We start from the raw sequence: 11502 nt of genomic DNA, 5'->3' as shown, positions 1-11502 counted from the left end.
GGGCATGCGCCTCAGCTGTCTGCGCCGGACGGCGTTATCGTGGGCGATCGGGTAGTTCTGTGAGTAGCAGCGTCCTCGGCGTGTTCGGTGGCGCCCAGCCGTCAGTACGGGATGTTTGACACGGCCACCAGGCCTCGATAGGAGACGTTCATGCCGCAGACTCCCGAGGAAGAATCCCTGGGCTCGCTGGTCGCCCAGGCCAGCAGCCATATCTCCGACCTCGTCCGCTCCGAGATCGAGCTGGCCAAGGCCGAGTTCAAGTTCGACGCCAAGCGGGTGGGCATGGCCGCGGGCCTGTTCGCCGCCGCCGCCTTCATGGCGCACCTGTGCCTGATCCTGGCCTCGTTCACCATCGCGTACGTGCTGGCCCAGTGGCTGCCCAACTGGCTGGCCTTCCTCATCGTGACCGTGTTCTACCTGGTGGCCGCGGGCCTGCTGGTGCTGGTCGGCGTGCGCCGGCTGAAGGGCCTGGCCGGGATGAAGCGCACCGCCAGGTCGATCAAGGGCCTCAAGGAGATCGCGACGCCGGAGGAGCAGCCGCTTCCCGTGCCCAGCCCCGAGGGCCAGCCGGTGAGCCGTGATGGCACCTGACGAGACGGTCGTCCAGATCGACGGTCCGTGGACGCACCGGGCCGTGCACGCCGGCGGCACCCGCTTCCACGTCGTGGAGGCCGGTGAGGGGCCGCTGGTCCTGCTGCTGCACGGGTTCCCGCAGTTCTGGTGGACCTGGCGCAACCAGCTCACCTCCCTCGCCCGCGCCGGTTTCCGGGCGGTCGCCGCCGACCTGCGCGGCTACGGCGGCAGCGACAAGCCGCCGCGCGGCTACGACCTGCCCACCCTGGCCGCCGACGCCACCGGGCTGATCCGCGCGCTCGGCGAGACCGGCGCGGTCGTCGTCGGGCACGACTGGGGCGGCCTGCTGGCCTGGACGATGGCCGTCCTCGACCCCAAGTGCGTGCGCCGGCTGGTCGTGGTCTCGGCGCCGCACCCGCTGCGGCTGCGCAACGCGCTGGTTACCGACCCCGCCCAGTTCAGGGCCGGCCGGCACGCGCTCGGCTACCAGCTCCCGCTGCTGCCCGAACGCCGGCTCACCCGGCACGACGCCGCCCTGGTCGGCCGGATCCTGGCCGGCTGGTCGGCGCCCGGCTGGCCCGACGCCGAGACCGCGCGCACCTACCGGGAGGCGTTCCGGATCCCCGCCGTGGCGCACTCGGCGCTGGAGTACCACCGCTGGTTCGGCCGTTCCCAGCTCCGGCCCGACGGCCGCCGCTACGCCAGGGTCATGCGTACCGAGATCGAGGCGCCGACGCTGCACCTGCACGGCGCGCTCGACCCCTGCGTGCTGCCCCGCACCGCCCAGGGCTCCAGCCGGTACGTCGCCGCCCCCTACCGCTGGCGGCTGTTCGAGGGCGCCGGCCATTTCCCGCACGAAGAGATCCCCGACGTGTTCGACACCGAGCTGCTCGGCTGGCTGGCCGACCCCGAGCCCGACCGATGAGGAAGCCCCGCGAGCGATGAGAGACCGCGACCCCCAGGGCAAGCCGCGCAACGCCAGGCCACGCGACGCGTACGGCAGGCCGCTCCCCTACGGCTCGCCCGGCGTCGACCGGGTCCCCGACGACTACGCCCCCACCGCCGACCAGGCGCTCGCCGACGCGCGGCGCTTCCTGGCCGAGGGGCTGCCGTTCAACGCGCACGAGGTCTTCGAGGGCCGCTGGAAGTGCGCGCCCGAGGAGGAGCGCGAGCTGTGGCAGGGGCTCGCGCAGATCTGCGTCGGCCTGACGCACCTGCAGCGCGGCAACGGCCGCGGCGCGGTCACCCTGTTCAGCCGCGGCGCGGCCAGGGCGCAGGCGTACGGCGGCGACTACGACGCCGTCGGCAGGGCGGCCACCGGCCTGACCCAGGACAGCGACCCCGGCGAGGCGATCGCCCTGGTCCTGAACGAGCTGCCCGGTTAGTCGCACTCCTGGGTGCTGGCCGCGGAGGTGTCGTTCCTGCCCTGGCCGGCGTCGGGCGCGACCTCCTCGGCGGTCAGCACGTAACCGGTGTCCTTCTCGCTGACCGCGGCGGCGAAGATCACGCCGTAGACGCGGCCGTCGACGGTGAGCAGCGGGCCGCCGGAGTTGCCGGGCAGCACCTTGCCGCGGATCGCGTAGACCTTCCGCCGGACGTTGCTGCCGTGGTAGATGTCTGGGCCCTCGGCGTCGAGGCGGCCGCCGATGCGGGCCGGCTCGGCGGTGAAGCCCTTGCCCCTGGGGAAGCCGGCGATGATCGCGTTGGCGCCGCGCTTGCCGTCGGCCTCGAAGGTGAGCTGCGGCAGGTCGAGGCCGGGCACGTAGAGGATCGCGATGTCGCGCTGGGGGTTGTAGCGCACGACCTTGGCCGGGTGGCGCACGTTCTTGTAGTCGATGACCTCGAGATCGCGGGTGACGCCGGCGACGACGTGGGCGTTCGTCATGATCCGGTCGTTGGCGTAGACGAAGCCGGTGCCCTCGATGTGCTTGTTGCAGCTCTCGGCGTTGCCCTGGACCTTGACGATGGCCCGCTGGGCCCGGCCCAGCTTGGCGCCCTGGAGGATGCTCTGCGCGGGCGGCGGCACGTCGATCAGCGTGTCGGCGCCGATCGCGTCGAAGACGGGCGGGAACTCCGACCTGTCCACGAACTTCTTGAACGGCTGCTGCCAGTTGCGCGCGGCCTGCGGGATCGCGTCGTCGACGGTGGTCAGCAGCGCGGAGTTCTTGACCTGGTCGACCAGCGGGGTGAACGTCGTCGAGACGATCAGCGACCCGATCAGCCAGGCGATCACCAGCACGGACAGGGCGCTGGCGAACGTGCCGCCCACCGCGTCGGCCATCTTGGCCGGCTCCCACGTGACGTGGCTGCGCACGACCGCGCCGACCGTGGAGGAGGCGAACTGGCCGATCGTGGCGGCCAGGAAGACGATCACGATCGCGAGCAGCGCCTGCGGGGTGTCGCCGTCGACGACGGCCTTGGCGATCGGCGGAGCGATGAAGATGCCGAGCACGGCGCCGCCCACGAACCCCACGAAGCTCATCGCGCCGATGATGAAGCCCTGTCGGTAGCCGGATACGCCGAAGGCGATCACGAGGCCGATCAATATGAGGTCAAGCAGATCACCGCGCACGCTTCAAAGGTAACCAGCGATACGGTCAAGTGTGCACGTCTTCCGCCAGGACGGCGTCACCCGCCTGGCTATCTTGAGCGGTATGCCGCCGGCCGAGGGAACAGTGCGCGATCTCATCCAGGCAGCTCTCAGCGACACCGATCCGGACGGCCCGCTGCGCTGGCACGTGATCTGCCAGCTGCGCCAGCGGGCCGACCTGGAGTCGTTCATCGAGGCACGCCGCCTGTGCGCTGCGGACAACGTGGCCGAGCGCCTGCTCGGGGTGGACATCATGGGCATGCTGCGGCCGTTCGTGGACCGTACGCTGCCGGTGCTGCGCTACCTGGCCGCCAGCGAGGACGACGCCATGGTCCTGTACTCCGTGCTGATCGCCTTCGGCCACCTGGCCGACCCCCGCTCGCTGCCTTCGGTGATCGACCTGGCCTGTCACGGCGACGCGCGGGTGCGGTACGGGGCGGCGTACGCGCTGCAGCACGTGCTCGGCGATCCGCCCGACCGGGCCGGCCTGGAGATGCTGCGCACCCTGGCCGCCGACGACGACGCCGACGTGGCCGACTGGGCCTCGCTGGGCGTCTCGCTCAGAGCCCCGGAGTGACCCCGGCCCGGCGTCTCGCGTCAGGGCGCCGGAGTGGTCCGCTCGCGCAGGCCCAGCCGGACGACCTCGGCCGGCAGGTCCTCCAGCCGCGCCTGGTCCCAGGGACGTTCGAGGCCGCCCTCGCGCAGCACGGCGTCGAGCACCATCGCGGTGAACCCCCACACCAGCATGCCGCGCACGTGGAAGGCCGGCCCGGCGAGCCCGCTGGGGTGCCGCAACATGACCCGGTTGCCCGGATCGACCAGTTCGGCGATCGGCACCCGCTCCACGGACTCCACCTCGTCGGGCGAGGCCGCGTGCACGGCGGACGGCGTGTGCCACCAGCCGAACACCGGGGTGACCCGGTTGTCGCTGTGGTCGAGGTAGAGCTCGGGCATCGTGCCGAGGACGCGGACGCCGCGCGGATCGACGCCGGTCTCCTCCTCCGCCTCGCGCAGGGCCGCGCCGACCGGGCCGCCGTCGCCGGGATCGACGCCGCCGCCGGGGAAGGCGGGCTGGCCCGCGTGCCTGCGCCCGCGCGAGCTGCGCTGGATGAGCAGCACGTCGGGGCCGAGCGGGCCCTCGCCGAACAGCATCAGCACCGCGGCCAGGCGCCCGCCGTCGGCCGGGGGGCGCAGGTATCGGGGGACCGTGATACGCGCGGCCCGCGCCGCCAGCCGTTCGAGCCAGTCGGGCACTTCTGTCACGCCAACCTCCAACACGGCACGGCCTCGATCACTTCCCGCGGCTCGGGGATCAGGAGAAGGGGCCGGGCCTGACCAGCTTCTCGGCCTCCGCCTCGCCGGTGGGCCCGGCGCCGAAGGAGGGGCACAGGTTCGCCAGCGGGCACACGCCGCAGGCCGGGCGGCGGGCGTGGCAGATGCGGCGGCCGTGCCAGATCACCCGGTGGGAGAAGATCGTCCACTCGCGGCGGGGCAGCAGCTCGGCCACGACGTGCTCGATCTTGACGGGGTCGGTCTCCTCGGTCCAGCCGAAGCGGCGCACGAGCCGCTGGAAGTGCGTGTCGACGGTCAGCCCCGGCACGCCGAACGCGTTGCCGAGCACCACGTTGGCGGTCTTGCGGCCCACGCCGGGCAGGGTGACCAGGTCTTTCAGCCGGCCGGGCACCTCGCCGCGGTAACGCTCGCACACGGCCTGGGCCATGCCGATGATGCTGTTGGTCTTCGCCCGGAAGAAGCCGGTCGAGCGGATGATGTCTTCCATCTCGGCGCGGTCGGCGGCGGCGTAGTCCTCGACGGTCGGGTATTTGGCGAACAGGGTGGGGGTCACCATGTTCACCCGCTTGTCGGTGCACTGGGCCGACAGGATGGTGGCGACCAGGAGCTCCAGCGGGTTGCGGAAGTCGAGCTCGCAGTGGGCGTCGGGGTAGGTCTCGGCGAGGATGCGGTTCATCTTGCGGGCCCGCCGTACCAGGGCGAGCTGGGTCTCCGGCTTGCGCCCCGCCGCGTTCGTGGCCATGCCGCAAGACTATGGGAACGGTTGAACCTTCCAGGCCGCGTTCGCGTACAACCTGGCGGCTTGGAGGGCGGCGACCATGGGCGATCGGCACAAGGGCGAGTCACTGACCGAGTTCGTCCGCGCGGGCGGACCGTTGCGCGGCGCGGCGCTGCACCGGCTGGCGCTGGGCAGCGCGGCGGCCATGGCCAGGATGCACGCTCACGGCGTGGCCGGCCTGCGGCTCACCCCGGACAACGTCGCGCTCGGCACGCGCGGCCAGGTGCTGGTGGGCGTGCAGGGCTCGCCCGGCCGCGGTGGCCAGGCCGCCGACGTGCGGGACTGGGCCGAGCTGGTGAGGTTCGCGAGCGGGTCCGGCCCGCTGCCGCAGCCGCTGCGCGGCGTCGTCGAGCGGTGCCGCCGTCCGGAGCCGGCCGGCCGCCCTTCGGCGGCCCATGTCGTACGCGTCCTGCTGGGCCACACGATGGCGACGGCGGTCGCCTCCGTGGACGACCTCCTGCGGAAGTAAGCAGGTCACCCGATTTGTTCATACACTTCAGTGCGCAACACAACAGGGCAATCCCGGGCTAACCCGGGCATTCCCATAGCCTGTGTGTGCCGCCCGGAGTGGGGTGAGTCACAATGGCAGCAGAGGAGGCAGAGTGAACACCGAAGATGTGCTGGGCAAGGCCCCCCTGTTCGCCGCGCTCGACCGCGAGAGCGCCGCGGCGCTGCGGACGAGCATCACCGAGGTCCAGCTGTCCAAGGGACAGACCCTCTTCCACGAGAACGAGACCGGCGACCGGCTCTACGTCGTGCTCGAAGGCAAGATCAAGCTTTCCCGCACCTCGCCCGACGGCCGCGAGAACCTGCTGAGCGTGCTCGGCCCGAGCGAGATGTTCGGCGAGCTGTCGCTGTTCGACCCGCGTCCGCGCACCGCCACGGCGACGGCGCTGACCGACGTGCGCCTGGCCGGGCTGGGCCACGACGACCTGCGCCCGTGGCTGACCGGCCGTCCCGAGGTGGCGCTGCACCTGCTGCGCGCGCTGGCCCAGCGGCTGCGCCGCACCAACGACGTGCTGGCCGACCTGGTCTTCACCGACGTGCCCGGCCGGGTCGCCAAGCAGCTCCTCGACCTGGCCGAGCGGTTCGGCACCAAGACCGACGACGGCATGCGCGTGCACCACGACCTCACCCAGGAGGAGCTGGCCCAGCTCGTCGGGGCCTCGCGCGAGACGGTGAACAAGGCCCTGGCCGACTTCGCCCAGCGCGGCTGGCTGCGCATCGAGGCCAAGGCCGTGGTCATCCTCGACATGGATCGGCTCTACAACCGCTCCAGGTAGTCGAGCTGGGCCCGTACGGAGACCTCCGCGGCGGGCCAGAGCGACCTGTCGACGTCGGCGTACACGATCTCGACGACCTCCTGCGGCGTGCGCGCGCCCCGCGCCTGCGCCGCCCTGATCTGGTCGAGCCGCTGCCGCCGGTGGGCGATGTAGCCGTCGAGGGCCGCGATCGGATCGGGCAGCACCGGGCCGTGGCCGGGCAGCAGCGCCCGCGCCCCGAGGCCCTCGGCCGCCGCCCGCAGCCGGTCGAGGCTGCGCAGGTAGTCGCCGAGGCCGCCGTCCTGGGCGATGATCGTGGTGCCCCGGCCGAGCACGGTGTCGCCGGTCAGCATGGCCCGGTCCTGGGGCAGCCAGAAGCACAGCGAGTCGAACGAGTGGCCGGGCGTGCCGTAGACGTGCAGCTCCAGGCCGTCGACCGTGATCACGTCGCCGTCGCCGAGCCCTTCGTCGCCGAGCCGGTGGCGCGGGTCTAGGGCTCGTACGGGGGCGTCGACCAGCTCGGCGAACCGCTTGGCGCCGCCGCTGTGGTCGGCGTGGCCGTGCGTGAGCAGGATCTGGGTGACCCGCCGCTCGCCCAGATGGTCGCGTACGCGCAGCAGGTGCGCCTCGTCGTCGGGCCCCGGATCGACCACGACCGCGTCACGGGTGCCGATGACCCAGGTGTTGGTGCCGTCGAGCGTCATGGCGGACGGGTTGGGCGCCAGCAGGTTCTCGGCGTGCTCGGTACGGGAGCCGTCGGGCGAGCCGAGCGGGATGTGCAGGCCGCTCACGGCGTCATCAACCTCATCTCGCCCTCGACCTCCATGGCCGTCGGCAGGATCGCGGTGATCCGCCGCTCCTCGGCCAGCACGGACGCCACGCTGTCGTGCCCGGCCAGCTCGGTGAGCGTGTGGGAGGTGGGCGGCATCAGGAAGATCTCACCCGCGCGCCACAGCTCGATCGCCTCGGCCGGCCGCCGCCACACCACGTGGTCGGCCTCGCCGCCCACGTCACGGGTGCGCTGGCCCTCGGGCAGCACCGCCACGAAGAACCGGGTGTCGAACCTGCGCTGCTCGATCTCCGGCGTGATCCAGTGGGCCCACGGCTTGAGCAGGTCGGACCTGAGCACCAGGCCCCGCTTGGCCAGGAAGTCGGCGAAGGCCAGGCTCCGGTCGATCAGCGCCAGCCGGTCGGCCTCCCAGTCGTCGCCCGTGGTGTCCTCGACCACGCTGTCCGGCCCGGGCCCCGCCAGCAGCACGCCGGACTCCTCGAACGTCTCCCGCACGGCCGCGCACACCAGCCCGCGCGCGACGTTCTCGGCGGCGTGGAAGACCTCGCCCCACTCCTTGGGGGACGGCCCGGCCCAGGCCACCGCCTGGTCGGTGTCGCGCGGATCGACGGAACCGCCGGGGAAGACGTAGGCGCCCGCCGCGAAGGCCATCGTGGACTTCCGCCGGAGCAGGTAGACCTCGGGCCCGCCGCGCGGGCCCGAGCCGCGCAGGATCACCACCGTGGCGGCGTCGCGCGCCGGGACGGGGGCGAGCCGCCCGGCGATGATCTCTCTGGCTCGCGCGGCGAGCTCGTCGGGAAGGGGAAGACCGGCCACCTGACCTCCTACTAGAACATCACTCGGTCATGGTGACACATCCTGATGGTCAGGAGACCTCCGCGATCAGCTCCACTTCCACGGGGGCGTCCAGCGGCAGCGCGGCCACGCCCACGGCGCTGCGGGCGTGCTTGCCCGCCTCGCCGAACACCTCGGCCAGGAAGTCGCTGGCGCCGTTGGCCACCTGGGGCTGCTCGGTGAAGCTCGGCGCGCTGGCCACGAAGACCACGACCTTGACGATCCGCCGCACCCGGGACAGCTCGCCCAGCTCGGCCTTCAGCGCGGCCAGCGCGTTGAGCACGCAGATGCGCGCCTGCGCCTTGCCCTCGTCGACGCCGAGGTCGACGCCGAGCTTGCCGGTCTGGTGCAGCTTGCCCTCCAGCATGGGCACCTGGCCGGAGGTGTAGACGAGGTCACCGGTACGGGCGGTCGGCACGTACGCGGCCAGCGGCGTCACCGGCTGGGGCAGCTCGTACCCGAGTTCGGCGATCCGCTCCTCGGGGCTCATGCCTTCTCCCGCTTGAAGTAGGCGACGAGCTGCTCGGGCGAGGCGCCCTGGACGATCTGGACGAGCTCCCAGCCGTCGGACCCGAAGTTGTCGAGGATCATCTTCGTGTTGTGGATCAGCACCGGAGCGGTGAGGTACTCCCATTTCTTCATGGCATGACGATCTCATGGAAAGCCGCTTCCCGGCCTGTCACCCCACCCATACGTGGGGCGGTGACCACAATGTGAGCAATCAAACGGTGGCCGTCGGGTTTCGACAAGTAACCGTTCGGTAGCCTCGAAACGTGGACTCTCCGGACACGGATTGGGGCGACGTGCGGCTGCACGTCGTCACCGGCAAGGGCGGCACCGGCAAGACGACCGTCGCCGCCGCCCTCGCCCTCGCACTGGCCGCGGGCGGGCGCAAGGTGCTGCTCGTCGAGGTGGAGGGCAGGCAGGGCATCGCCCAGATCTTCGACCTGCCGCCGCTGCCCTACGAGGAGCGCAAGATCGCCGTCGCGCCCTCCGGCGGCGACGTGTACGCGCTGGCCATCGATCCCGAAGAGGCCATGCTCGAATACATGGAGATGTTCTACGGCATGCGCAGGGCCGGGCGCGCGCTGACCAAGATGGGCATCGTCGACTTCGCCACCACCGTCGCCCCCGGGTTCCGCGACGTCCTGGTCACCGGCAAGACGACCGAGGCCGTGCGCCGGCGCGGCAAGAACGGCCGCCGGGTCTACGACGCCGTCGTCCTCGACGCGCCGCCCACCGGCCGCATCACGCGCTTCCTGAACGTCACCCAGGAGGTCGCCGGCCTGGCCAAGGTCGGACCGATCAAGAACCACTCGGACCTCGTGAACGGCGTCGTGAAGTCCAGGGAGACGATGGTGCACTTCGTCACCCTCCTGGAGGAGATGCCGGTGCAGGAGACCCTCGACGGGGTCGCCGAATTGCGCTCGGCCGGGCTGCCCGCAGGTTGCGTTTTCATCAACATGGTCCGTGAATCACTGCTTCCACAGGCCGCTCTTGACATGGCTGTCAAGGGCCGATTCGACGTGGGCGAGCTGGCGCTCGGGCTCAAGGCGGCCGGTCTCGCCGACACCTCCGACGCCGCCGCGATGGCCGAGGCGCTCGCCGAGGAGGTCGTCGAGCACGCCCGCCGCACCGAGCTGGAGCACGCCGAGCGCGAGTCGCTGGCCGAGGCCGGCCTGCCGCGCGTCGAGCTGCCGCTGCTGGCCGACGGCGTCGACCTGGCCGGCCTGTACGAGCTGGCCGAAGTCCTCCGCACCCACCGGGGAGCAGCGTGAAGAAGCCCATCCCCCTCGACGTCGACGCGATCCTCGACGACAAGGGCACCCGGATCATCGTCTGCTGCGGCTCCGGCGGCGTCGGCAAGACCACGACCGCCGCGGCCCTCGGCCTGCGCGCCGCCGAACGCGGCCGGTGCGCGGTGGTGCTGACCGTCGACCCGGCGCGCCGCCTGGCCCAGTCGATGGGCCTGACCGAGCTGGACAACACCCCGCGCCTGGTCAGCTCGCCCGAGGGCGGCGGCCAGCTCTTCGCCATGATGCTCGACATGAAGCGCACGTTCGACGAGATCATCGAGGCGCACGCCGACCCCGAGCGGGCCCGCCAGATCCTGTCGAACCCCTTCTACCAGTCGCTGTCCTCCAGCTTCTCGGGCACGCAGGAGTACATGGCGATGGAGAAGCTCGGCCAGCTCCGCCGCTCCGACGAGTGGGACCTGATCATCGTGGACACGCCGCCCTCGCGGTCGGCGCTGGACTTCCTGGACGCGCCGGAGCGGCTCGGCCGCTTCCTCGACGGGCGGTTCATCCGGCTGCTCACCGCCCCCGCCAAGGCGGGCGGACGCAGCGCGTTCCGGCTGCTCAACGCCGGGTTCGGGTTGATGGCCGGAGCGATGACCAAGCTGCTCGGCGCGCAGGTGATCAAGGACCTGCAGACGTTCGTGTCCGCCCTGGACGCCGTGTTCGGCGGGTTCCGGCAGCGGGCCGAGATGACGTACAAGCTGCTGCAGGCGCCGGGCACGGCCTTCCTCGTGGTGGCCGCGCCGGAGCGCGACGCGATGAGGGAGGCGTCGTACTTCGTGGAACGGCTCGCCGAGGAGCGCATGCCCCTCGCCGGGCTCGTGGTGAACCGGGTGCACGTGTCGCCCGGCTCGGCGCTGTCGGCGGCACGCAGCGCCGCCGCGGCCGAGGACCTGGAGACCAGGGGCGAACACGAGTTGACGGCCGCTGTGCTGCGGCTGCACACCGGCCGGATGCAACTCGCCACTCGCGAGAGCCGCGAGCAGGAGCATTTCGTCTCGGCTCATCCCACGGTGCCCGTGGCACAGGTACGTGCGATGTCCGGAGATGTCCACGACCTAGCCGGTTTGCGGCAGATCGGGAACCTGTTGGCGAGCGCGTAGAGAGAGCACGGCCGACGGGCGGCGCCGGCCGTGCTCTCCCTCCGCGGGCTCGATCAGCCCGCGATCAGCTCATTGGTCCGTTCGTACTCTTCCTTCGCGGACTCGAGCAGGTCGCGCCACGAGTCCACGTCGGGCCGGCGCCTGAGCAGCGCGCGGCGTTCGCGTTCGGTCATACCGCCCCACACCCCGAACTCGATGCGGTTGTCCAGCGCATCGGCGAGGCATTCGGTACGGACCGGGCATCCTCGACAGATCAGCTTCGCCCTGTTCTGTGCGGCGCCCTGGACGAACAGCGCGTCCGGGTCCGCACCCTTACAGGCGGCACGGGAGGTCCAATCCGTGATCCACATTTTTCGACCCCACTCCCCTTAGGTGGTCAGTCGTCATTTGGGGCCGACGGGCGCGGGCGCCGAGCCTCCGTATTCAGTTGCCGCAGAGGATGAACGTACGCAACTTCACGTTCGGGCCGACAGACCCCAG

16 protein-coding genes are annotated in these 11502 nt (G+C 71.6%); 8 read left to right on the top strand and 8 right to left on the bottom strand.

Annotated elements, in window-relative coordinates:
- The first annotated feature begins 150 nt into the window (after window positions 1–150).
- The 3 genes from ACIBST_RS17740 to ACIBST_RS17730 are packed head-to-tail and all read left to right on the top strand — an operon-like array spanning window position 151 to window position 1958.
- Window positions 151–591: a phage holin family protein gene (locus ACIBST_RS17740; RefSeq protein ID WP_352321392.1), complete on the top strand. Its 441-nt coding sequence runs from the start codon at window positions 151–153 to the stop codon at window positions 589–591.
- Window positions 581–1498 (top strand): alpha/beta fold hydrolase, encoded by a 918-nt coding sequence (locus ACIBST_RS17735; protein ID WP_397172780.1) that lies wholly within the window; start codon window positions 581–583, stop codon window positions 1496–1498. The genes ACIBST_RS17740 and ACIBST_RS17735 overlap by 11 nt, the downstream gene beginning before the upstream one ends.
- A 16-nt stretch (window positions 1499–1514) precedes the next feature.
- Window positions 1515–1958 (top strand): DUF309 domain-containing protein, encoded by a 444-nt coding sequence (locus ACIBST_RS17730; protein ID WP_397172779.1) that lies wholly within the window; start codon window positions 1515–1517, stop codon window positions 1956–1958.
- On the opposite strand, the gene ACIBST_RS17725 is transcribed toward ACIBST_RS17730, so the two are convergent.
- Window positions 1955–3145 (bottom strand): MarP family serine protease, encoded by a 1191-nt coding sequence (locus ACIBST_RS17725; RefSeq protein ID WP_397172778.1) that lies wholly within the window; start codon window positions 3143–3145, stop codon window positions 1955–1957. The two genes, ACIBST_RS17730 and ACIBST_RS17725, sit on opposite strands and share 4 nt — an antisense overlap.
- Before the next feature lie 103 nt (window positions 3146–3248).
- On the opposite strand from ACIBST_RS17725, the gene ACIBST_RS17720 reads away from it, so the two are divergent.
- Window positions 3249–3740, top strand: a complete 492-nt coding sequence (locus ACIBST_RS17720; RefSeq protein ID WP_352321385.1) for a HEAT repeat domain-containing protein — start codon at window positions 3249–3251, stop codon at window positions 3738–3740.
- Between the two features lie 20 nt (window positions 3741–3760).
- Here the strand turns inward: ACIBST_RS17720 and ACIBST_RS17715 are convergent, their stop codons facing one another.
- The gene (locus ACIBST_RS17715) at window positions 3761–4426 is read right to left on the bottom strand and encodes an NUDIX hydrolase (protein ID WP_397172777.1); all 666 of its coding nucleotides are present in this window, start codon (window positions 4424–4426) and stop codon (window positions 3761–3763) included.
- 49 nt (window positions 4427–4475) lie between these two features.
- Complete coding sequence (nth, locus tag ACIBST_RS17710) at window positions 4476–5198, bottom strand: endonuclease III (protein ID WP_397172776.1); 723 nt, start codon at window positions 5196–5198, stop codon at window positions 4476–4478.
- Between the two features lie 76 nt (window positions 5199–5274).
- On the opposite strand from nth, the gene ACIBST_RS17705 reads away from it, so the two are divergent.
- Both ACIBST_RS17705 and ACIBST_RS17700 read left to right on the top strand, forming a co-directional pair.
- The gene (locus ACIBST_RS17705; protein WP_397172775.1) at window positions 5275–5703 is read left to right on the top strand and encodes a hypothetical protein; all 429 of its coding nucleotides are present in this window, start codon (window positions 5275–5277) and stop codon (window positions 5701–5703) included.
- Between the two features lie 133 nt (window positions 5704–5836).
- Window positions 5837–6517, top strand: coding sequence for a Crp/Fnr family transcriptional regulator (locus tag ACIBST_RS17700; RefSeq protein WP_125644033.1), 681 nt, complete (start codon window positions 5837–5839; stop codon window positions 6515–6517).
- Here ACIBST_RS17700 and ACIBST_RS17695 read toward each other — a convergent pair.
- From ACIBST_RS17695 to ACIBST_RS17680, 4 genes are read right to left on the bottom strand one after another with little or no spacing between them, the layout of a single operon-like run.
- The gene (locus tag ACIBST_RS17695; RefSeq protein WP_397172774.1) at window positions 6499–7287 is read right to left on the bottom strand and encodes an MBL fold metallo-hydrolase; all 789 of its coding nucleotides are present in this window, start codon (window positions 7285–7287) and stop codon (window positions 6499–6501) included. The two genes, ACIBST_RS17700 and ACIBST_RS17695, sit on opposite strands and share 19 nt — an antisense overlap.
- The gene (locus ACIBST_RS17690) at window positions 7284–8102 is read right to left on the bottom strand and encodes an NUDIX hydrolase (protein ID WP_397172773.1); all 819 of its coding nucleotides are present in this window, start codon (window positions 8100–8102) and stop codon (window positions 7284–7286) included. Before ACIBST_RS17690 ends, ACIBST_RS17695 begins: the two co-directional genes overlap by 4 nt.
- Window positions 8103–8151: 49 nt before the next feature.
- Window positions 8152–8610 (bottom strand): RidA family protein, encoded by a 459-nt coding sequence (locus tag ACIBST_RS17685; protein WP_352357450.1) that lies wholly within the window; start codon window positions 8608–8610, stop codon window positions 8152–8154.
- Window positions 8607–8762 (bottom strand): hypothetical protein, encoded by a 156-nt coding sequence (locus ACIBST_RS17680; RefSeq protein ID WP_352321370.1) that lies wholly within the window; start codon window positions 8760–8762, stop codon window positions 8607–8609. Before ACIBST_RS17680 ends, ACIBST_RS17685 begins: the two co-directional genes overlap by 4 nt.
- A gap of 131 nt (window positions 8763–8893) precedes the next feature.
- Here ACIBST_RS17680 and ACIBST_RS17675 point away from each other — a divergent pair, with 131 nt between their 5' ends.
- Together ACIBST_RS17675 and ACIBST_RS17670 are read left to right on the top strand one after the other, a co-directional pair.
- Entirely contained in the window at window positions 8894–9898 is a 1005-nt protein-coding gene (locus ACIBST_RS17675) for an ArsA-related P-loop ATPase (RefSeq protein ID WP_397172771.1), read from the top strand.
- Entirely contained in the window at window positions 9895–11022 is a 1128-nt protein-coding gene (locus tag ACIBST_RS17670; RefSeq protein ID WP_397172770.1) for an ArsA family ATPase, read from the top strand. Before ACIBST_RS17675 ends, ACIBST_RS17670 begins: the two co-directional genes overlap by 4 nt.
- Before the next feature lie 53 nt (window positions 11023–11075).
- Here the strand turns inward: ACIBST_RS17670 and ACIBST_RS17665 are convergent, their stop codons facing one another.
- Window positions 11076–11372: a WhiB family transcriptional regulator gene (locus ACIBST_RS17665; protein ID WP_090771382.1), complete on the bottom strand. Its 297-nt coding sequence runs from the start codon at window positions 11370–11372 to the stop codon at window positions 11076–11078.
- Window positions 11373–11502 lie beyond the last annotated feature (130 nt).

Source organism: Nonomuraea sp. NPDC049684 (assembly GCF_044465345.1).
Classification (GTDB): domain Bacteria; phylum Actinomycetota; class Actinomycetes; order Streptosporangiales; family Streptosporangiaceae; genus Nonomuraea.
This window is presented reverse-complemented; position numbering and strand designations above follow the sequence as displayed.

Coding starts and splice junctions, on each gene's coding strand:
- ACIBST_RS17705 (WP_397172775.1), top strand. CDS start 5,275: ATGGGCGATCGGCACAAGGGCGAGTCACTGACCGAGTTCGTCCGCGCG.
- ACIBST_RS17735 (WP_397172780.1), top strand. CDS start 581: ATGGCACCTGACGAGACGGTCGTCCAGATCGACGGTCCGTGGACGCAC.
- ACIBST_RS17680 (WP_352321370.1), bottom strand. CDS start 8,762: ATGAAGAAATGGGAGTACCTCACCGCTCCGGTGCTGATCCACAACACG.
- ACIBST_RS17685 (WP_352357450.1), bottom strand. CDS start 8,610: ATGAGCCCCGAGGAGCGGATCGCCGAACTCGGGTACGAGCTGCCCCAG.
- ACIBST_RS17665 (WP_090771382.1), bottom strand. CDS start 11,372: ATGTGGATCACGGATTGGACCTCCCGTGCCGCCTGTAAGGGTGCGGAC.
- ACIBST_RS17730 (WP_397172779.1), top strand. CDS start 1,515: ATGAGAGACCGCGACCCCCAGGGCAAGCCGCGCAACGCCAGGCCACGC.
- ACIBST_RS17740 (WP_352321392.1), top strand. CDS start 151: ATGCCGCAGACTCCCGAGGAAGAATCCCTGGGCTCGCTGGTCGCCCAG.
- nth (WP_397172776.1), bottom strand. CDS start 5,198: ATGGCCACGAACGCGGCGGGGCGCAAGCCGGAGACCCAGCTCGCCCTG.